The 19,138-nt window shown below is 68.5% G+C and carries 18 protein-coding genes; 15 read left to right on the top strand and 3 right to left on the bottom strand.

The window, feature by feature from the left end; all coding sequences use genetic code 11:
* The first annotated feature begins 2 nt into the window (after positions 1-2).
* Complete coding sequence (locus LRG10_RS09540; RefSeq protein WP_201167829.1) at positions 3-842, top strand: hypothetical protein; 840 nt, start codon at positions 3-5, stop codon at positions 840-842.
* A gap of 44 nt (positions 843-886) precedes the next feature.
* On the opposite strand, the gene LRG10_RS09535 is transcribed toward LRG10_RS09540, so the two are convergent.
* Positions 887-1,249 carry a hypothetical protein gene (locus LRG10_RS09535; RefSeq protein ID WP_201167827.1) on the bottom strand — a complete coding sequence of 121 codons (363 nt, stop codon included), beginning with the start codon at positions 1,247-1,249 and terminating at the stop codon, positions 887-889.
* Positions 1,250-1,412: 163 nt separating this feature from the next.
* On the opposite strand from LRG10_RS09535, the gene LRG10_RS09530 reads away from it, so the two are divergent.
* Both LRG10_RS09530 and LRG10_RS09525 read left to right on the top strand, forming a co-directional pair.
* The gene (locus LRG10_RS09530) at positions 1,413-2,108 is read left to right on the top strand and encodes a zinc metallopeptidase (protein ID WP_201167825.1); all 696 of its coding nucleotides are present in this window, start codon (positions 1,413-1,415) and stop codon (positions 2,106-2,108) included.
* A gap of 116 nt (positions 2,109-2,224) precedes the next feature.
* Positions 2,225-2,872: a copper chaperone PCu(A)C gene (locus LRG10_RS09525; RefSeq protein WP_238635337.1), complete on the top strand. Its 648-nt coding sequence runs from the start codon at positions 2,225-2,227 to the stop codon at positions 2,870-2,872.
* Positions 2,873-2,931: 59 nt separating this feature from the next.
* On the opposite strand, the gene LRG10_RS09520 is transcribed toward LRG10_RS09525, so the two are convergent.
* On the bottom strand, positions 2,932-3,741 hold the full coding sequence (locus LRG10_RS09520) for a TatD family hydrolase (RefSeq protein WP_201167820.1): 810 nt from the start codon (positions 3,739-3,741) through the stop codon (positions 2,932-2,934).
* 142 nt (positions 3,742-3,883) lie between these two features.
* Between LRG10_RS09520 and LRG10_RS09515 the strand changes: the two genes are divergently transcribed.
* From LRG10_RS09515 to LRG10_RS09500, 4 genes are read left to right on the top strand one after another with little or no spacing between them, the layout of a single operon-like run.
* A complete protein-coding gene (locus LRG10_RS09515; RefSeq protein ID WP_201167817.1) occupies positions 3,884-4,558 on the top strand; it encodes a haloacid dehalogenase type II in 675 nt (224 codons plus the stop codon).
* A 48-nt stretch (positions 4,559-4,606) separates the two neighbouring features.
* A complete protein-coding gene (locus tag LRG10_RS09510) occupies positions 4,607-4,978 on the top strand; it encodes a DUF6164 family protein (protein ID WP_201167814.1) in 372 nt (123 codons plus the stop codon).
* A gap of 2 nt (positions 4,979-4,980) precedes the next feature.
* Positions 4,981-6,354 carry a hypothetical protein gene (locus tag LRG10_RS09505; protein WP_238635335.1) on the top strand — a complete coding sequence of 458 codons (1,374 nt, stop codon included), beginning with the start codon at positions 4,981-4,983 and terminating at the stop codon, positions 6,352-6,354.
* Between the two features lie 19 nt (positions 6,355-6,373).
* Positions 6,374-6,847, top strand: coding sequence for a peptidylprolyl isomerase (locus tag LRG10_RS09500; RefSeq protein ID WP_201167811.1), 474 nt, complete (start codon positions 6,374-6,376; stop codon positions 6,845-6,847).
* A gap of 93 nt (positions 6,848-6,940) precedes the next feature.
* Here the strand turns inward: LRG10_RS09500 and LRG10_RS09495 are convergent, their stop codons facing one another.
* A complete protein-coding gene (locus LRG10_RS09495) occupies positions 6,941-8,563 on the bottom strand; it encodes a methyl-accepting chemotaxis protein (RefSeq protein ID WP_238635333.1) in 1,623 nt (540 codons plus the stop codon).
* Positions 8,564-8,841: 278 nt separating this feature from the next.
* On the opposite strand from LRG10_RS09495, the gene tssJ reads away from it, so the two are divergent.
* The 8 genes from tssJ to LRG10_RS09455 are packed head-to-tail and all read left to right on the top strand — an operon-like array spanning position 8,842 to position 19,098.
* Positions 8,842-9,465: a type VI secretion system lipoprotein TssJ gene (gene tssJ / locus LRG10_RS09490; protein WP_255772175.1), complete on the top strand. Its 624-nt coding sequence runs from the start codon at positions 8,842-8,844 to the stop codon at positions 9,463-9,465.
* Position 9,466: 1 nt separating this feature from the next.
* Complete coding sequence (gene tssK, locus LRG10_RS09485) at positions 9,467-10,819, top strand: type VI secretion system baseplate subunit TssK (RefSeq protein ID WP_238635331.1); 1,353 nt, start codon at positions 9,467-9,469, stop codon at positions 10,817-10,819.
* Positions 10,816-11,526: a DotU family type IV/VI secretion system protein gene (locus tag LRG10_RS09480; RefSeq protein WP_238635325.1), complete on the top strand. Its 711-nt coding sequence runs from the start codon at positions 10,816-10,818 to the stop codon at positions 11,524-11,526. Before tssK ends, LRG10_RS09480 begins: the two co-directional genes overlap by 4 nt.
* The gene (locus tag LRG10_RS09475; protein ID WP_238635323.1) at positions 11,523-14,969 is read left to right on the top strand and encodes a type VI secretion protein IcmF/TssM N-terminal domain-containing protein; all 3,447 of its coding nucleotides are present in this window, start codon (positions 11,523-11,525) and stop codon (positions 14,967-14,969) included. The genes LRG10_RS09480 and LRG10_RS09475 overlap by 4 nt, the downstream gene beginning before the upstream one ends.
* Positions 14,966-16,462 (top strand): TssA family type VI secretion system protein, encoded by a 1,497-nt coding sequence (locus LRG10_RS09470; RefSeq protein WP_238635321.1) that lies wholly within the window; start codon positions 14,966-14,968, stop codon positions 16,460-16,462. The genes LRG10_RS09475 and LRG10_RS09470 overlap by 4 nt, the downstream gene beginning before the upstream one ends.
* A 7-nt stretch (positions 16,463-16,469) precedes the next feature.
* Positions 16,470-17,069, top strand: a complete 600-nt coding sequence (tssB, locus tag LRG10_RS09465) for a type VI secretion system contractile sheath small subunit (protein ID WP_201167780.1) — start codon at positions 16,470-16,472, stop codon at positions 17,067-17,069.
* 3 nt (positions 17,070-17,072) lie between these two features.
* Positions 17,073-18,578, top strand: a complete 1,506-nt coding sequence (tssC, locus tag LRG10_RS09460; RefSeq protein WP_201167778.1) for a type VI secretion system contractile sheath large subunit — start codon at positions 17,073-17,075, stop codon at positions 18,576-18,578.
* Between the two features lie 34 nt (positions 18,579-18,612).
* A complete protein-coding gene (locus LRG10_RS09455) occupies positions 18,613-19,098 on the top strand; it encodes an Hcp family type VI secretion system effector (protein WP_201167775.1) in 486 nt (161 codons plus the stop codon).
* Positions 19,099-19,138: the final 40 nt, after the last annotated feature.

Here is a 19,138-nt window from a genome sequence, read left to right as displayed (position 1 = left end):
GCTTGTCTGCGCTTGGACCGCGTCCCACTGAGCCCGAGGCCTGGCAGAGCTGGCTGCGGGAGGCCTTCGGGCTGCTCATGCGCCGTCCGCTGGCCTTCCTTGCCTACACCGCCGGTGTCGCAGGAGCCCTGCTGATTGCCCACTCGGTGGCCTGGGCGCCCCTGCGCGGGATGGTCACACTGCTGGTGGTCGTCCTGGCCCTGGTGCTGTTCGTGCGGTTGGCCCTGGTGGCCGACTACAACCGGGATCCCCGCCCCCTCTATGTCCTGCCGGGCAATCTCGACGGCGCTGTGGCGCTGACGGTGGGGGCGGCTCTGTTCGCCGCCTACGGCGCACTGGGGCCATTGTTGTTCTGGCCGCTGGCCGACTCCCTCGAGGCGGTTCTGATCGGGTTCGGGCTCTACGAGGAGCGCTTGGCCTCGGGGGCACCGGCGCCCCCACCCCAGGAGGCCTATGTCATTGGTCCGGTGTTCGTCGCGGGCGGCGTCTGGGCCCTGGCGCTGCTGGGTGCGCTGGCGGGGCTGCTGGCCTTCGGGCAGTGGTTTCTGTTGCCCATGGTGGCCCTGCACGGAGCGCATCCCGGCATGGCCATGTGGATGAGCGTCCGCGCCTACGCCGGCAACCCCGTGCCTTTAACTGGCATGCTCGGGCTGTTGCTCGGCGCGGTGGGCGTGGCGGTGCTCACCGCCGGCTGGCTGGGGATCCTGCTGCTGCCGCTGTTCGGGGCCGTCCTCTACACTTCGTACCGCGACGTCTTTCTATCCCGTTCCCACAACCATCCGCCAGGCGTGCCGGTGCTCACCGAGGCCGAACTCCTCGATCAGGGTGACGACGGCGACTGACTACCGGCGGCCCGTCCAGGGCCGTGACGGTGCGCGCCCTGCGGTCACTCGTTGACCGCCGTGCGCTGCGAGTCCTCGTGGAGTCGGGCGCGGTGCAGGCAGCCGATCATGTCGCCGATCGCTGCGGCGGCATCGGCCCAGACGGCGTCGCCGTCGGCGTTCGCCATCTCCAGGTAGCGTTCCCGTTCGGCGTCCAGGATGGCTTCGAGCCGGTCGGCCGGGAACGGGCGGACGTGCTCAGGGTCGGCCGAGTCCGGGCGACCGGGCAGCAGGGCGTAGAACCAGCCCGTCTGCTCGCCGTTGTCACGGTGTGGGGGGACCAGGCCGTGGGCGATGAATCCGCCCGCGACGGTGGTGGCCTGGCCGTTGCGTTCCGCGTATTGCGGGCTGACCAGTGCGGTAAACATGGCCGTATGACTCCCGGGCGTGATCACGCCCTGTATGGCTAAGCAAAGGAAAGCTTATGCTGTCCTGCAACAAATTTTACTACCAGTTACCTGACATGTGAACCGTTCATCATGTGTGTCAAGGACGGTACATGCGCCGTGGCCGTCACCACGGCACAATGGGGTGATGATCTGGGTCCTTGTAATGCTCCTGCTGCTTGGCGCGCTCTACGGCCCCGGCCTGTGGGTTCAGCGCGTCATGCGGCGGTACGCCGAGCCTGCCGATCGTTACGCAGTCAGCGGGGGTGGGCTGGCCCGCGAGCTGCTCGACGGCTGTGGTCTGAGTCGCGTCCGGGTCGAGCGCACCCAGCAGGGTGACCACTACGATCCCGCCGCCGCCGCGGTGCGGCTCTCGCCGGAGCACTACGACCGCCGCTCGCTGGCGGCGCTCACGGTTGCTGCCCATGAGGTTGGGCATGCACTCCAGCACGCTTCCGGCTACGCGCCCTTCGTCTGGCGCCAGCGGCTGGTCCGTGCCACCGGCCGGGCACAGCAGCTCGGTGCGATCCTGCTGCTTGCTGCCCCGGTGGTTGCCGGTGTGCTGCGGGTGCCCGGGGTGGCCCTGCTGTTTGCGGTCGGTGGCCTGCTCAGCCTGGGATCGGGGGTCGTGGTGCACCTGGTCACCCTGCCCACCGAAGTCGATGCCAGCTTCCGCCGTGCCCTGCCGTTGTTGCATCGCAGTGGCTATCTCTATCCGGACGTCGATCCACCCCACGCGCGCCGGATCCTCAGTGCCGCTGCGCTGACCTACGTGGCGCAGTCGCTGGCGTCACTGCTCAATTTCTGGACCTGGCTGCGGGTGCTGCGGCCAGGCCCGTGACGCCTGCGCGCCCGGGTGCCGGATGCACCGTTGGGGGGGCGGGGCCGGCTGGCTGTTCAAGGGCGTGGGGCGCGGGCCGATAGCCTGCGTAGCGAGGGAGGCGGTTGGATATGGGCATGACGCAACGACACTGGATCTGGGTGGCCAGCGCTGTGCTGGTGGTGGGCTCGCTGGGCAAAGCGCCGGCTCAGGACGAAGCCGGACCGCGGGATGGCGTCCGGCTGCCGGTATTGGGGCCTGATCGAGAGGCCATTGATCTGTTGCGCACGCGGCCCGAAGAGGTCGAGCGTCGCCTGCGCGAGCGCGAACCGCCGGGTCCCGAGCTGGCCGCACGGTCCCCGCTTCCGGTCCCCCAGTTGCCCGTGCCCGAAGAGCCGCAACCCGATGCGGCTGCGGAGGTGGTCGATGTCGACCGGATCCGGGTTTCGGCCGCCGCTGCCGGCGAGGGCGTGGTCCAGGGCGAGGCGGCGTTGCGGAATACCGCGGAGCAGTCCCACCGGCTGGTACGAGTGCTGACCACGGCGGCTGAGGAGGCCATGCTCCATACGGTGGAGCATCGCGGCGGCGTGCGGCAGGTTCAGCGCTTGGACGGCCTGCTGTTGCCCCCGGAAGAAGAGGTCGAACTGCGCCCCGGAGGGCCGCGGCTGCTGTTGGTCGATCTGCGCCGTCCGCTTGCCGAGGGGGAAGCCATCACCCTCGATTTCTACTTCGGGGACGGTAGCCGCAAGCGGGTGGAGGCCCCCGTGCGGCGTCCGATGCCCTGAGCGGCCCAAGCTAGGGGTGGCCCAAGGTGCTGCCCGCCGGCGGAATGTAAACGGCCGGGCTAGGGGGCGGCGACCCGGAAGAAGCGGCGCGCCACCTGGCTCGAGGTCTCCGCCAGTTCGGCGACGTCACGGCCTGCATGGTGGGCCACCGCGCGTCCGATGTGCGGCATGAGGCAGGGCTCGTTGCGCCGGTTCTTGACCGGCAGGCCCACTTGCTCGGGGTTGACGTCGCGGGGCAGCAGGTAAGGGCAGTCCGTCTCGACCATCAGCCGCTCCGGGGGGATGACGCGAACCGCATCGCGCACCGCCTGGCCGCGGCGTTCATCGCAGATCCAGCCGGTGACGCCGATGTGCAGGTCCAGATCCAGATACGCCTGCGCCACCTCGGGGCCCTCGGTGAAGCAGTGGGCTACGCCGTCGACCAGGTGGTCGCGGTAGGCCCGGATGATCTCGCTGAAGCGCTGGTGGGCATCACGCTGGTGCAGGAATACCGGCAGCTGCAGCTCCGCGGCCAGTTCCAGGTGGCGCTCGAAGACGCGCTGCTGAACCTCCGGCGGGGAGTGGTTACGGTAGAAATCGAGACCGGTCTCGCCGATGGCGACCACCTCCGGCCGCGCGGCCAGCTCGCGCAGGACCGATTCGGAGTCGCTGGAGAAGGTCTTCGCCATGTGCGGGTGGAAACCAGCCGTAGCGAAAAGTCGCCCCGGATGATCCGCCGCGAGGGCCTGGGCCTTGATCGACTCGCCCTCGTCGGTGCCGGTCACAAAGAGCTGGCTGACTCCAGCGGCGTCGGCCCGCTCGAGGACCTGGTGGAGATCCTTGCGAAAGGTGTGGTGCGTCAGGTTGGCGCCGATGTCGATCCATTCCATAGCCGCGCAATTGTACGGTCGGGTGGCCGCCGAGGCCACCCCGGCATGCGCGCAAAGCGCCGGCCAGGAGTGCTAAGGTGCTGCGGACGACCACCGCGGCTCCGCCGGAGCCGGCGCACCGGGAGAGGATCCAGGCAGAAAAATGGCAACGACGCTGGCCTTCGATGTCTACGGCACCCTGATCGATACCCACGGCGTGACCGAGGCGCTGCGCCCGCATCTCGGGGATCGGGCGCTGGCCTTCGCGCGCGGCTGGCGGGAGCGTCAGTTGGAGTACGCCTATCGGCGCACGGTCATGGGCCAGTATGCGGATTTCTCGGTGTGCATTGCGGACGCCCTGGACCATACGGCACGCTCGTTCGGTCTGAGCCTGAGTAGCGGTGAGCGTGATGTCCTGCTCGGCAGCTATCAGCGCTTGCCGGCCTACCAGGAGGCCGAGCTGGCTCTGCGCGAACTCCACGAGGCCGGCTACACCGGCTACGCCTTTTCCAACGGGAGCCGTGAGACGGTCAGCAAACTGCTCGGGGACAACGCCCTGCGCACCTACATCGAAGATATCGTCAGCGTCGAGGTCGTGGAGGCGTTCAAGCCCAGCCCCCGGGCCTACGACGCGTTCCTCGCCGAGGCGGGCAGCCGGGCCGAAGAGACCTGGCTGGTCTCGGGCAATCCGTTCGACGTCATCGGAGCCCGTGCCAGTGGCTGGAACGCGATCTGGGTGCGGCGTCTGCCTGGGGCGGTTTTCGATCCCTGGGGCCCGGAACCGAATGCAACCGTGGCATCGCTATGCGACATCCGGCGTGTTCTGCCGCCGGCCTGACCCCCGGCCGCTTGCCCGGCGCCACCGGCTGACGGAGAATCAGGGGCCATGGCAAAGTTGCTGCTCAACCTGCGTGGTGTGCCCGAGGATGAGGCCGATGAGGTGCGCGGTCTGCTCGAGCAGTACCACCTGGACTACTACGAGACCCCGCCCAACCGCTGGGGCATCACCCAGGGAGGCATCTGGCTGCGCGATGCCGAGCAGTACCCGCAGGCCAAGCGTCTGCTCGACGAGTACCAGCGGCGCCGTTTCGAGCGGGTGCGTGGCGAGCACGAGGCGATGCGCCGGCGAGGGGAGCTGGAGACCGTTACACAGCGCATCCTGCGCGAGCCGCTGCGCTTTCTGATCTATTTCCTGCTCATGGCGGTGATCCTCGCCTTCATGACGATCCCCTTCCTACATCTGGCGTTGAGTGGGTGACCATGCGAACAGCCCCCAGAAATCTATTCGTTGCGGCTGCCCTGACGCTCTCGGCCGTCACCACGGCCGGAGCCGGCGAACAGGCGGTCGATTCTCCGGAGACGCTGGCGGAGCACCTGGCGGTCATGAACGCGCTTACCGTCAAGGGGCGCACCATGCGCGACAGCGAGATGGGCCACCCGGCGTATGACGATACGCTCAGCGGCAGCCCCATGGGCGCCGTTGGCGAACGCTGGCTGGCCCTGCTCGAGGCGCTGGACGCCTCCTATCGTGAAGGTGCGGAAGAAGGGCTGCGGGGCGCCGAGCCGCGGCATTACGCTGATGCCACTTACCTTTACCACATGCACCACAGCGCCGGTCGTTTCGAAGAGCACGGACTGTTCGACCCGATCACCCACGCTCCGTCAGCGCTCCTGGTCGATAACGGACGCTTCGTTATGGAGTCGCTCCAGGAGGGCGGGCGGTTCCACACCGATGCCGGGCAAGGGACATGGACCCCGCAGAGCATGGCCTACGGTCTGGACGCCTTCCACGGGGTGGCCTACGCCTGGGTTCGCTGGAAGAAGCCCGGCGGAGCGGACGACATGGGGCTGCTCAGCGCCGAGCAGATGCGGGAGTGGTTCGGGCATGAGGTTCCCGAGGCGCTGATGGTGGCCCGTGACGCCGCGCAGGTCCTCGACGAGGCCTGGGATACCGGAGCGGGTACCTACGATCTGGGCGACGGGCCGGTTTGGGAGCTCGATGCCCTGGGGTCGTTGATCCGGGGCCATAAAGGACTCTACGAGCTACTGTACGTCTTTGGGGATGAAGAGGATCAGCGGCAGGCCGAGCGCTTGTTCGAACGCGCCGCGCGCCTGGTTGAGGCCGTGCTGGGCGAGGACGGGGTGGCCGAGCCCTGGGGGCTGCCGGCGCGGGTGCGCTTCGAGGATGGTCACGCGCTGGCGGACAGCGACCGTGTCGACGTCCAGGCGCAGTGGCGCTGGGTGCACCATCTTACCGGGGGGTTCGCGCTACTGCGCGAGAACGAGGGCACCAGCCGCTTCCTCGAGCGCCGGCGCCCCGGGTTGAGCGAGGAGATCGGTGCGGCCATTGACCGGCTCATTGAGGGCGCGCTGGTCCATCAGCTGATTGACGGTCGCGTCGTCGCCAGCCTCGATTACACCAGTGGCGAGGTGCGTGATCGTGACGCATCCGTGGAAACGCGTGCGGCTCTGGTCATGGGTCTGGGGAACGGCTACGCTGCCGGGGAGAGCTTTCCTGGGCCCGGGGACTGGGAGGAAGCGGATGCGCAGGCCGAAGAGCGGACCCGCGCCGTGTACGACGTCATCCTTGGGCATGGGCGGGGGCTCTCTGGTAGCATGACTGAGACACGATGACGCGCGAGAGTACTTAACGATGCAGGTAGCTAGTGAAAAGGTCGTCACTTTCGATTTCACCCTGACCGGGAGTCAGGGCGAGGTGATCGACCAGTCCCAGGGTGGCCATTTCGCCTACCTCCACGGGAGTCAGAACATCATTCCCGGGCTGGAGAAGGCACTGGATGGCAAGGCGCCCGGCGACGAGCTGAACGTCACCCTGGAGCCGGCCGAGGCCTACGGCGAGCGTGACGAGCGACTGATGCAGAGTGTCCCGAAGGAGGCGTTCCCCGAGGGGGCCGAGATCAACGTCGGCGAGCGTTTCCAGGCTCAGGGGCCGGACGGTAGCCCCATCCCGATTACCGTGGCCGAGGTCGGTGAGCAGGAAGTCACCGTGGATGCGAACCACCCGCTGGCCGGTGAGACCCTGAACTTCGACGTCAAGATCGTCGATGTTCGGGATGCCACCGATCAGGAGCTGGAGCACGGGCATCCGCATAACGACGCCGCGTAACCGCACCGGACCGGACAAGGCCGGTACGTAAAAAGGGCCGGTCCCGCTGCGCGGGGCCGGCTCTTTTTAATTGCGGACGGTGGCTGTGCCGGCTCAGACCCGGAACCGTCCGACCTGGTCGCGCAGGTCCTCGGCCAGCTGGGAAAGGCGCTGTGAGACCTGACCGGTATCCTGCACGGAACTGCGCGTTTGCTCGGCGGTATCGCTGATCAGCGTCAGGTTGCGGTTGACCTCTTCGGCAACCTGGGATTGCTGTTCCACCGCGCTGGCGACCTGGCTCGTCATGTCCTCGATCCGGGCAACCACCCGGGTGATCTCCTCGAGGGTACTGCCGGCAGCGGAGGCCTCCTCAACAGTGTTTTCGGCCTGCTCGCGGTTGCGCTCCATGGCCTGCACCGCTTCCTGGGTGCCGTTCTGGATGCCCTCGACCATCTCCTGGATGTCTCCGATGGAGTCTTGGGTCTTCTGCGCCAGCTTGCGTACCTCCTCGGCGACCACGGTGAAGCCGCGTCCGCTCTCGCCGGCACGTGCCGCCTCGATGGCCGCGTTGAGGGCGAGCAGGTTAGTCTGATCGGCGATGCCGCGGATGACCTCCAGGACTTGGCCGATGCGGGCGCTCTGCTCGTCGAGGGCGCGGATGGCATCGGCGGATTCACGGACATTGCCCGCCAGCCCATGAATGGCCTCGATGGTGCGGCCGGCCCCTTCCTGACCGTGTCGTGACTGCTGGCTCGCATCCCCTGCCGCGGTGGCCGTGTCTTGGGTGTTGCGGGCGATCTCGTTGATCGAGGCACTCATCTGGTTCATCGCCGTGGCTACCTCGGAGGTGCGCTCCTGCTGGTTCTGCACCCCTTGCTGGTCCTCGTCGGCGCTGCGCTGGAGCTGCTCCGTGGCCGAGGCCATCTGTGCGGCAGAGTCCTGAACGACGCGGACCATCTCCTGGATCTTGTCGACGAAGCGGTTGTAAGCGGCACCCAGCTCGGCGATCTCGTCGCGGCCATGGGCGTCGAGCCGCCGGGTGAGGTCGCCGTCGCCGGCCGCGATGTCCTCGAGGCCATTCACGGCGGCGCGCAGGCGGGCGGTGAGGTGGCGTGAAACCGCCGCGGCCAGGCCGATGGCGACGAGCAGGGTCACCGCCAGACTGCCCGCCGTGACCCGTGCGGCCTGTGCCTGCTGTGCCTCGGCCTGCTCGATGTGCCGGTCGCGCTCGGCCTCGAGGATATCGCGCAACTCGCCGAGCTGGTTCTGGAAGTTCTCGCGCACGGATCGGGCCTGTCCGTGGTAGAAGGCCTCGGCCTCATCAAAGCGGCCCGCCTCCTGCAGCTCGACGATCCGCTCACCGGCCTCGTGGAGCGCGATGTGCGGTTCCTCCAGGGCATCGACGGCCTGGCGCAGCTCTTCGCTGGCCGACTTGTAATGCTCCGAATCCTGATAGTCGTAGAACCACTGGCCGAAGGCGCAGGAGGTGAAATCGAGCTCCCCAGAGAAGGTCTCTTCGAGCAGGAGGCTGTCCGCCATGTCGTTGGTCCAACCCAGGTGGTCGACCTCGCGTTCAACGAGCATGGCTGACTGCTCCATGTACGCCATGGCTGCTCGGCTCTCGGTGGCTGTGTTCTGTAGGGCCGAGTGGGCAAGCAGGCCACTGACGGCCATGAGGATCACGATCAGGCCGAAGGAAAAACCGAGTTTGTAGCGCACGGGCCAGCTAGCGAGCATTGGATAGATCCTCTCCTTGCCGTGGGTGCCTCCTGCGCGAGCAGCGGCCGCCGGGCACATTACCACGCGAGCCGGAGCCGATCAGGGAGGTCCCGGATCATGCGCCAATGTGCCACGTTGTGATGCCGAGCGCCGCCAGTTTCCCCCTGCCGCGAGGGGTTGCGGGAGGGCGCTCGAATCTGGCGTAGTACAGGTGTCCGTAACGCCTCAGGGAAGAGGCGCGGGTGGGGTTGGTCGATGACGGCCTCCCAAGAAACCTCAGGGACGAGGGTAGAACCATGGATTCTAAGCGCAGGGATTCGGCCCGGGGGCGGGCCCCCGGGCGCACGGCCGGTTGGTCCGCCGTGCCCACATCGTTCCCGCTGATACCTCCTGAAACCACGCGCGCCCTGTATCTAGGGGCCCTGCTGATCACGCTCGTCGGCCTCATCGCCGGGTGCGCACCCCGGGTCGAGCTCGACATGACTGCCGGGCCCCGGCTCAATCCCGGGCCGGGGGGGGAGCCGCTCCCGGTACTTCTGCGGGTCTATCAGCTCGATGACCGGACTGCTTTCGAGGAGGCCGAGCGGCCGGCGCTGGCCCGGGACGACGCGGCCGTGCTGGATGGCTGGCTACAGCGGCGCGAGCTGATCCTGCAGCCCGGTCAGCGCCAGGAAGTGCAGCTGGAGATGGATGACGAAGCCAGTTACCTGGCGCTGGCTGTCTTCTTCCTGGACGTTGAGGCCGAGCGCTGGCGCCTGCTGGAGCCGCTCCCGGACTCCTTCCTCGGGCTGCGTCCCGGTCAGCGGCTCACGCTCGCGCTGGACGGCGGTGCGCTCTGGGTGGGGCGCGACGCCGAGCGCAAACGGGCCGCCTGGCCGCGAGACGAGGCCACCGGGCAGCGGCGGTCGGCGGGGCGCTGAGATGGACACCACGGCACTGCTGCAAAGGCCGGTTTGGGCCGAGGGCGTGTTGCTGGGGCAGCAGCACTTTCAGTGCTGGGACCACTATCTAGAAGCGGCCCAGGCATTCCGGCTGAGTGTCGCTACCCCCCACGCCTTCGGGTTGCTCAGCCTCGCGATTGAAGGCGGGCCCCTGGAACAGGGGGTCTTCCGGCTCCAGGCGTGCCAGGCCCTGCTGCCCGACGGGCGGTTGGTCGCCCACGGCCACGCTGATCCCCTTGAGCTGGATCTCGGCGGGTTGCCGGCGCAGGGAGGCGTCATCTATCTGACCTTGCCGCGGAATGATCGTGTCCGTGATCTGCCCGGTTACCGGGAAACCGGCGGCGGCGCCGCTTGGCGCCCCCGCTTTGCGGAGCTTGTCGATCACCATGACGAGCAGCGTGAACGGGAGGTCATGCTGGCTTCGCCGGAGTTGGCGCTGGGCGTGCAGCCGCCTTCCGGCGCCCGGGTGGGAGTGGCGGTGGCGCGGGTGGTCCCGGGTGAGTCCGCCGGCTTCCGGCTCGACCCGGACTTCCTGCCGGTGGCGTGCCGGCTGGACGCTGCAGACGGTTGGCAGGCGCTGCTCGGCCGCGTGACGGCCCGGGTGGAGAATCGCTGTGCCCGCCTGCGTGAGGAGCAGGGGGCGGCCGGCCGTGTCGGTGCGTTCGAGCCGGGAGAGGTGGCGCGACTGCTGCTGCGTCAGAGCCTTGAGCCGGCCGCCGGCGCCCTGCGCTCGCTCCGGGCCAATCCCGGCAGCCACCCCTGGCAGCTCTACGACACCCTGGCGCGTCTCATCGCCGCGCTCTGCGCGCTGGTCGAAGCTGCGTCGCCCGCGGAGATGGTACCGGTCTACGATCACCAGCGCCCGGAGGCGGTTTTTGCCGAACTGGAATCGGCGCTTGGGCACCTGCTGGATCAGGCCATGCCCCGTCAGACTCGGGGGATTCGTCTGGTGCGCGAGTCCGAGGCCGTGCTGGTTGCCGAAGGGGGTGAGGATCCCCTGGCCGAGGGGTGGACGTTCTTTCTCGCTGCGCGTCGGGATGCCGCGCCCGATGCCGGCTGGATCGAACGGCTCCCGGCGGATCTTCGCATCGGGACACGGGAGGCACTCGAGCGCCTGGTGGCCGCCGGGGCGGCGGGAGTCCGCCTGAGTCATTGCCCCAGGCCGCCCGGGCAGCTGCCGGTCAAGAGCGGTTACGAGTACTTCCGTCTGGAGCCGGCCGGCGACCATTGGGATCAGGTCCGGCGCGAGCAGACGCTGGCCGTCTATCGGCCGTCGGAGCTTGCCGATCTGCAGCTGGAGATGGTGGCCCTGTGCGAGGAGGTCTCCCCATGAGCGCCGCACCCGAAGAAGCGCGCCGGGGGGATCCGTCGCCGCTGGTCAATATCGCCGAACCGCTGCTGCTCGAGGCGGTGGCTCTGCGCCAGGGGTGGGGCGGAGTGGCCGGCGACGCAGGGATGCTGCGCGAGCGGGCCCGCCAGACACTTCGGCGCCTGCGTGAGCGGGGCCAGGCCGATGGGCTGGGCGGGGCCGCCCTGGCGGATGCTGAACTGGCGGTTACAGCATTTGTCGACGAGGCGGTGATCGCCTCGGCGCACCCGGAACGGGCGGCCTGGCTGGCGCAGCCGTTGCAAGCCGAGCGCCTCGGCGAGCGTTCCGCGGGCACCCAGTTCTTCGAGCGGCTGCAGGGGCCGCGGGAGCAGGCGCCACCGGATGCGGTGCTCGAACTCTACCTGGCCTGCTTGTGGCTTGGTTTCCAGGGTGTGCATGCGCTCGAGGAGCAGGCGCTGCTTGACGAATATCGACGGCGCCTGGGGAAGTGGCTGGGTGAAGGCCGAGCTGCTGGGGCTCTCCGCTCCCCTGTGCCACCTGATCCGGATGGAGAGGGGCACCGCGTAGGCTGGTTCTGGTCGGTAGTGGCCGCTCTGGCTCTACTGCTGCTGGCTTACCTCCACGCCGGGATGCAGATCGAGCGGGCCGTCGGTACCGCCATGGAGGAGATCGAGGCCGCCCGCGAAGTCGTTCCGGAGGCTGCACCATGAGTGAGCCGGTGACGGTGGATGGGGCTGCCAGCGGGGCGCGGAGGCTGTCGCCCCTCCTACGCCGGCCGCTGGTGTGGTGGGCTTCGGTGGCGGTGCTGCTCGTTGCGGGGGCCGTCTGGTTCGGCCTGCCGCGGGTCGGCGTTGAAGGCGTGACGCTGCGATTGGCGGGTGTGCTGGCGTTGCTCGGGCTGGTCGGCGCCCTGCTCGGGGCGGTGGTGCTTGTTCGCGGCCGGAAGCGGGAACGACAGGTGCCGGGAGACGAAGCCCTGGCTTTGGCTGCGGCGATGGACCGGCCCCTGAGCCTGCTTGACCGTCCGACCGGAACAGTGTTCTTGGGGACCGCCGGTCGGTATCGCGTTCCCTGGTACCTGCTCATGGGAGCCGGCGAATCGGGAAAGAGCACTCTGATCCGCAGCAGCGGCCTGCATTTTCCCTACGACGACGATGAATGGCTGTGCGCCCGTGGCGAGGGAGGGACCGGGTGCTGGGACTGGTGGCTCACGGATTGCGCGCTCTTTCTCGATACGGCCGGGCGCTACACGACGGAGCCGCCCGAGCAGACAGGCTGGCACGATCTCCTGCGCCTGCTGCGCCGCGCTCGGCGGCGTCGCCCGGTGGACGGGGTGCTGGTCACGCTCTCCGCCGATGAGTTGAGTGCCCTGGATGCATCGGGCCTGAGGCGCCGTGCCCGGGTGCTTCGAGAGCGCCTCGCCGAACTCGAGCTCCGTCTGGGGGTCCGGCCACCGGTGCTCCTGATCGTGACCGGGCTGGATCGCCTCTCCGGCTACGAGGCCTTTGTGACAGCTGCCGGGGGCGGGGCGTGGTCCGGGCCCTGGGGGGTTGCAGCGGCGGACGCCGAGAGCGACCCGGGTCGGGCGGCGGAGCGGTTGCAGGCTCAGGCCGAGGGGGCCCGTCGGGCGGTGATGGCCACCTCCGCCGGGGAGCGGGATGCGACCGGGGTGTTCGCTTTCGCCGCCGAAATGCGCGCAATCACCGGACCGCTGGCCGATCTCCTGCGCCTGCTGCAGCGCCGTGACCCTTACCGTCGCCCGCCCGCTGTGGAGGCGGTGTATCTCACCGGCAACGCGCCCGGGCAGCCGAGCTTGTCCCCGGGGCTATTCACCGAGGGCGTCGTGCCGCTGGCGAAGCGGCTGCGCCCGACACCTTCGCGACGATTTCGCAGACGTCTTGTGCAGGCGGCGCTGTTTACCTGTGTTCTCGGGGGCGTTGCGCTGTTGGCCTACGGCACCGCTGAGCGGTATCACGACCGTCTCGCCCAGAGTGCCGCGGTCGCGGAGGGCGCGGCTGCCGTGGCCGAGGCGATGGCGGCCGGAGACCGACACCCCGGTGCGGCATTGGAGGCGGTCAACCGGCTTCAGGCGCTTGAGGACAAAATCCGGGGGGAGTCCGGGGCGGAGCGCGAGGTGGTCCTGGCGCTGGATCCCGGTCGCAGCAGCATCGCCGAATTGCAGGCGCGCTTGCAGACGCTGCTGATCGATGTGGCGGGAGAGCAGCTGCTGCCGGAGGCCTTGCAGGTACTACAGCTGGAACTCGAGGGCTTCGTGGACGAGTGGCCGGCCCTGGAACCGTCGGAGCGTGCGGCGCGCCGTGATGCGTATCGCGAGGCGCTGGCGGTCTGGCTACGGCTATCCGGCGAGCAGGTGCCCATCGGGGACGACCGGGCTGCCTGGCTCCTGGCGCGCCTGGTCGCCGCTGAGCAGGGGCTCGCGACGCCAGGGGTGGACGGACCGCTGGCTCGGGGACTCAAACGGGCGCTGGCCGATCGGTCGCAGCGGGTCGCTGCCCGTGGCCGCGTCGATACAGCGGCGGAGCGCCGCCTGGTGGAACAGGCGCGGGAGCAGCTGCGTACCCCGCCGCGGCCGGAGGCAATCAAAAGGCGCCTGCTTGCAGAGGCGGCCATTGATCTGCCGCCTCTGACCCTGGAGGCGATGGCCCCCGGAGGTGCCTCGGCTGTCTGGGTGGCTCAACGGCCGGTTGCAGGCGTCTTCCGGGGCGAGGCATGGGGAAACCGGCTGCAACCGGCGCTGGAAGAGCATCTGGATGCGCTGCGGCGGCCGGATCCCGTTCTGGCCCGCGGTGAGGCGGAGGCGCTCCGACCGGCACAGGCGCGTGCCCTGGCAAAGGCCGTCGAGGCCCGCTACCTGCGCGCCTTCGTGGATTACTGGCTGGAATGGTTCGAGGCGTTGGAGTGGCGCTCGGCGGAGGGCGTGCGGGAGCAGGTCGTGCAGCTGGAGAAGGCGGTCGAGGGCGGGGCGCTGGCGGCTCTGCTCGCGGGTGTTTATGGCCAGTTGACTGCGCACGCGGACGCGGATCCGGTGGCGACGCTGGGTCAACAATTGGGGCGTTCGCTCGGCCGCTATCGACACGATCCGAGGGGCCGGGAACTGCTGACGCTGGTGGCACCCGACGACGACGGAGAGGTTCCGCCGCTGGCCGAGGTCGGGGTGGCGCTCGGCGCAGCGGCCGATCAGCTCGAGGCACTGGCCTCCGCGGCGGATCCCGGGGAGGAGGCGCTGAAGCGGGCCGCCCTGGCCCTGAGAGGGGACGAGGAGCGCTGTTCGCTGCGTGCCGCGGAGGGCGCCTTCCGCCAGGCCGTACAGGCCGCTTCGGGGCCCGTGCAGCGAGCGCTGGAGCCGCTGCTGCTTGGAGGTATCGACGCCGCTTGGTTGCAGGTGCGGGCGGAGGCCGCCGCGGAGCTTGAGGAGCGTTGGCAGGTCGAGGTGCTCGACGTCTACCGCGACCGCCTTGCCGGCCGGTTCCCGCTGGAGGCCGACGGCGCCGATGCAGCCCCGGGCGACTTCGAGGCCTTCTTCGCGCCGGAGCGGGGCACCCTCTGGGTATTCAAAACTGAGGAAATGGCGCCGTTCCTGCGCGGTGCCGATGGTCAGGGCGGTGAGCGGCGTTGGCGGGGTGCCGGGCTGGGCATCGCGGCCGAGGTGACGAAGGCCCTCGACGCTGCCGCCCGGATCCGGGACGGGCTCTTTGATGAATCCGGTCAGGCGCAGCTGCGCTATCGCGTGTCGCCGGTTGCCAACGCTGACCTGACCGACATGCGCTGGGAGTCGGAAGGCGAGACGCTGCGCTATCGCAACGGCCCCCCGGTTTCGGTGGACCTGAGTTGGTCGCCGTCCTCGCCAGAGCCCGGGCGTATTGCCGCTGTCTCGGCACACGATGGTGCGATGCGCGATGTTGAGGCTGACGGCCCCTGGGCCCTGTTCCGCTTGCTGAGCCGCGCCGATGAGCGCGAGCGGCTCCGCTCCAATGCCGTTCGGGCGCGCTGGGCCCTGCACGACGGACGGGAGGTTTCGCATCAGGCGGTGGAGTTCGTGCTGCGGACCGAGCGCAGCACGCCGTTGCTCCATTGGGGTGATCTGACCCGCTTTCGGCTGCCTGCCCGGTTGATCGAGAGGGAGGGGGCGTGAGCGACGAGTGGCAGACCGAAGCGCCCGAACATGCACTGGGACTGCCGGGGCGCGTCCTCGCGGCTTTGCCCGGGGCGGAGGCGTGCGGACAGGATCCCCGCCACGGTGAGCGGTTCGGGCGTCTGCGCGAGGCGGTTGAGCGCCCGGGCGGGGTGGAGTTCTCCGCGGTAGCCGAGGAAGCCGTGGCTCTGCTCGAGCACGAGGCTAAGGATCTGCGCGTGCTCGGTTATCTGTGTCTGGCTGAGCTCCAGGCGCGCGGGGTTCCAGGGTTCCGCGCCGCGCTGGCGGCACTCCACGGTTGCCTGGTCGCATTTGGTGAGCGGCTCCACCCGCAGCGGGACAGTGGCCGGCGGGCGGCGATCGAGTGGCTCTGCGGGGGACGCATGCTGGCGCTGCTTGACCGGGCTGACGGGCGCGAGGATACGGATCAGCTCCGGGGGTTGGAGGTCGAGCTCGCGCGGCTTGGGGCTGAACTCGAGCGATGGTGGGCCGATCCGCCGGCCTTGCGGCCGCTGCGCGACTGGGTGGAGGCGCAAAAAAACGTCGTCGCGGTGTCCGCCGAGCGGGCTGCGCCGGAGGCACGGGAGCAAGCAGGTGATGACCGTGTGGTGCGCGGTCCAAGTAGTGGACAGGAGCTGGCCAGGCAGTTGCGGGAGGCCGTGGAGTACTTGCGCGGCGAGGGCGAGTGGTTGGCGATGGCCGCCCTGGCTCGGGCCTGGCGTTGGGGGCGGCTTGCGCCGCTGGGGGCCGCCGAGGGGCGTCTACGTATCGAACCGCCCCGCCAGCCGGCGCTGACGGCGATGCGCACCCACTTCGCCGAGGGATCCTGGGAAGCGGCGTTCCTGGCTGCCGAATCAGTCTTCCTGGAGCCGGGCGGACACCTGCAAATGGAGATTCAGGCCGTCGCCGAGCGCTCGGCAACGGCGCTCGGGCGTGACGACATCGCCGGGTATATCCGGGCGGCCGCCGCGGAGTTGCTCCGGCGCCAGCCGGATCTGCCCGAAATGCGCTTCAGCGATGATAGCCCGCTGGTGCCTCCTGAGCAGATCGCCTGGGTTAATGAGCGCCTTGAGCCGGCGGAGGGGCCGGGTCGCTGCGAGGCCGATTACGCGCCCGTGGAGCTCGAGGAAGTGCTCGCGCTGACGCGCCGTGAAGGGCTCACGGCGGGGCTGCGCCGGATCGACGCCAGCCCGTCTCGCACCGGACGTGAACGTTGTGCGCGGGAGGTGATCCGGGCCCGTCTCTGCCTAGATGCCGGTTACCCCGGCCTGGCCCGAGCACGGCTCGAAGCGCTGGAGGCCGAAATCGAACACCGCGGGCTGGAGGAGTGGGATCCGGATTCGGCGCTGGCCGTTTGGCGGGTGCTGGCGCTGGTCCTGCGGGCGAGTGAGCGCGACGGTCAACTGGAGTCCGAGCAGGCGCGGCGACGTCTGCTCGACCTGCGCCAGCGAGTGGCGCGTATCGACCTGGAGGCGGCGATCGCCTTCCCCTGACCGGAGCGTGACAGCTCCGGTGGAGTCCATCGATGCCAAGGAGCAGGCCATGGAGAGCTTTCAACAGGAAGTGCCGAAGTCGCGGGTGAACATCACCCTCGATGTGGAGACCGGGGATGCCCGCAAGACGCTGGAGCTACCCCTGAAGATGCTGGTCCTGGGCGACTTCAGCAACGGTCAGGCCAGTGGCCGGCTGGCTGAGCGTGAGCGGGTCCCCATCGACCGGGGCAATCTTGACGCCGTACTCGGTGATCTCCATCCGTCGCTGCAGGTGACCGTGCCCAACACCTTCCGTGCGGATGGCTCGCAGATCCGGGTGTCGCTGAGCTTCGACGGTTTTGATGCCTTCACGCCCGAGGCCGTGGCGCGCCAGATCCCCCAGGTGAACAACCTGCTGGCGATGCGCAACCTGCTCAAGGATCTCAAGTCCAACGTCCTTGACAACGCCCGTTTTCGCCGTGAACTCGAGCGTATCGTGCAGAACCAGCAGGAGCTCGAGGGGGTGATGGGCGAGCTCCAGCAGATTGCTCCCCTACAGACCGGCGAGGGCGGCGATCATGGCCCATCGGGGGCGGCGACGGACACCGATGGGGAAGGGCAGGAGTGAGCCATGACGGAGCAGACCGAGAACAGCGCCGAAGCCGCCCCCGAGGCGAGCTACGCCCGCCTGTGCCAGCTTGCCGAGGTCGAGCCGGTCTCCGGGGCCCTTGAGATCGCGACCTTTCAGGACTCCGCGGTCATGGCCGACATCCCCTCGGAAAGCCGTTTGACCGCGGCGTTGCAGGTCTTTCTCGATTTGGCCAGTCAGGATGCCGAGCTGGTCGAGCGTATCGACAAGGCACTGCTCGACGAATATATCGCCCGCATCGATGCCGCGGTGAGCGAGCAGCTCGACGCCGTCCTTCACCACCCGGAATTCCAGCGCGTCGAAGCGGCCTGGCGCAGCCTGCGCTTCCTGGTCGAGCGCAGTGACCCGAGGGCGAACATCAAGCTGGAACTGCTCGACGTCTCCAAGGAGGAGCTGGCCGGGGAGCTCGAGGATGTTACGGACATCACCCAGTCGGGCCTGTATCAGCACGTCTATGTTCAGGAGTACGACACCCCGGGTGGTGAACCGCTGGCCGCCATGGTCTCCAATTACGAGTTCGACTGCTCAGCGGCGGATATCAATCTGCTCACGGAGGTGTCGCGGATCGCGGCAGCGGCCCATTGCCCCTTCCTGGGAGCCGTTGGCCGGGACTTTTTCGGCAAGGCCTCCCTCGACGAGGTGGTGCGAATTCCGGACATCGCCAGCTACCTGGACAAGGCCGAATACGCTCGCTGGCGAGGCTTCCGGGACACCGAAGATGCCCGTTACGTCGGTCTAACCTTGCCCCGGTTCCTGCTGCGCCTGCCCTATGGGCCAGACAACCCCACTCGCGCCTTCGGCTATCGGGAAAACGTCACCGGGCCGGACCACGACCGCTACCTCTGGGGCAATGCCGCTTTCGCCTTCGCCGCCAACATGGCGCGTTCATTCAAGGCCCACGGCTGGACGGTCAACATCCGCGGACCGGAGTCGGGTGGCAAGCTGGAGCAGCTGCCGATTCACGTCTTCGATCTCGGGCGCGGGGCACAGACCAAGACCCCCACTGAGGTGCTGATCTCCGAGAACCGCGAGCTCGAGCTGGCCGAGGCCGGCTTCATACCGTTGAGCTTCTACAAGAACAGCGACTACGCCTGCTTCTTCTCGGCCAACTCGGCGCAGCGCCCGGCCCGTTATAGCAGTCCGGCGGCCACGGCGAACGCCCGGATCAATGCCCGGCTTCCGTATATCTTCCTGGTCTCCCGCCTGGCCCACTACCTGAAGGTCCTCCAGCGGGAGAACATCGGTTCGGCCAAGAGTCGGCAGGATCTGGAGAACGAACTCAACGACTGGCTGCAGGGGCTGGTGACCAAGATGCAGAATCCCGACCCCGATCTGGTGGCCACCCGTCCGCTGCGCGAGGGGGCTGTCGAGGTCGAGGAGGTCCCCGAGAACCCCGGTTTCTACCGGGTCAACATGTCGGTCATGCCGCACTTCCAGATCGAGGGTATCGACCTGAAGCTCTCGCTGGTGTCGCAGCTGCCGACCTAAAACCGCCAAGGCTCAAGGAAGAGGAGGCGAAACCATGGCGATTCCCGCTTACATGTGGCTCAAGGACGATCAGGGCAACGAGATCGAGGGTTCGGTCACCGTCACCGACCGCGAGGGCAGCATCGAGGTACTCGGTTTCGAGCACGAACTGCGCATCCCCACGGACAGCGACACGGGGGCCCTGACCGGCACGCGCAAGCACGAGCCCTTCGTCTTCACCAAGGCCTTCGATGCCGCTTCGCCGTACCTGTACAAGGCGTGCAGCAAGGGGCAGACGCTCGAGGAGTTGGTGCTGAGCTGGTACCAGATCGATGAATCGGGCAACGAACAGGAATACTTCCGGCACACCCTGAACGACGTGAAGATCACCTCGGTCCGCCCGGTGATGCATAACGTCAAGGAGGCCGACAAGGAGCGCTTCCCGCACATGGAGCAGGTGGCGATCCGCTACGGCCGCATTACCTGGGCCTACGTGGACGGAAACATCGAGTTCTCGGACTCCTGGACGGAGGCCCGCTGAAGGGTCGGGAGCGCACGCCGGGGCCGCTGGCCCCGGCCCG

It is taken from the genome of Halorhodospira sp. 9628 (assembly GCF_022228075.1).
Taxonomy (GTDB): domain Bacteria; phylum Pseudomonadota; class Gammaproteobacteria; order Nitrococcales; family Halorhodospiraceae; genus Halorhodospira; species Halorhodospira halophila_A.
The sequence above is the reverse complement of the archived record's forward strand: the minus strand, read 5'-3'. Positions and strand labels throughout refer to the sequence as shown.

Bases quoted from the DNA above. Each gene is read 5' to 3' on its own strand.
- LRG10_RS09535 (WP_201167827.1), bottom strand. From the start codon at position 1,249: ATGTTTACCGCACTGGTCAGCCCGCAATACGCGGAACGCAACGGCCAG.
- LRG10_RS09525 (WP_238635337.1), top strand. From the start codon at position 2,225: ATGACGCAACGACACTGGATCTGGGTGGCCAGCGCTGTGCTGGTGGTG.
- LRG10_RS09520 (WP_201167820.1), bottom strand. From the start codon at position 3,741: ATGGAATGGATCGACATCGGCGCCAACCTGACGCACCACACCTTTCGC.
- LRG10_RS09515 (WP_201167817.1), top strand. From the start codon at position 3,884: ATGGCAACGACGCTGGCCTTCGATGTCTACGGCACCCTGATCGATACC.
- LRG10_RS09510 (WP_201167814.1), top strand. From the start codon at position 4,607: ATGGCAAAGTTGCTGCTCAACCTGCGTGGTGTGCCCGAGGATGAGGCC.
- LRG10_RS09505 (WP_238635335.1), top strand. From the start codon at position 4,981: ATGCGAACAGCCCCCAGAAATCTATTCGTTGCGGCTGCCCTGACGCTC.
- LRG10_RS09500 (WP_201167811.1), top strand. From the start codon at position 6,374: ATGCAGGTAGCTAGTGAAAAGGTCGTCACTTTCGATTTCACCCTGACC.
- LRG10_RS09495 (WP_238635333.1), bottom strand. From the start codon at position 8,563: ATGCTCGCTAGCTGGCCCGTGCGCTACAAACTCGGTTTTTCCTTCGGC.
- tssJ (WP_255772175.1), top strand. From the start codon at position 8,842: ATGGATTCTAAGCGCAGGGATTCGGCCCGGGGGCGGGCCCCCGGGCGC.
- tssK (WP_238635331.1), top strand. From the start codon at position 9,467: ATGGACACCACGGCACTGCTGCAAAGGCCGGTTTGGGCCGAGGGCGTG.
- LRG10_RS09480 (WP_238635325.1), top strand. From the start codon at position 10,816: ATGAGCGCCGCACCCGAAGAAGCGCGCCGGGGGGATCCGTCGCCGCTG.
- LRG10_RS09475 (WP_238635323.1), top strand. From the start codon at position 11,523: ATGAGTGAGCCGGTGACGGTGGATGGGGCTGCCAGCGGGGCGCGGAGG.
- tssC (WP_201167778.1), top strand. From the start codon at position 17,073: ATGACGGAGCAGACCGAGAACAGCGCCGAAGCCGCCCCCGAGGCGAGC.
- LRG10_RS09455 (WP_201167775.1), top strand. From the start codon at position 18,613: ATGGCGATTCCCGCTTACATGTGGCTCAAGGACGATCAGGGCAACGAG.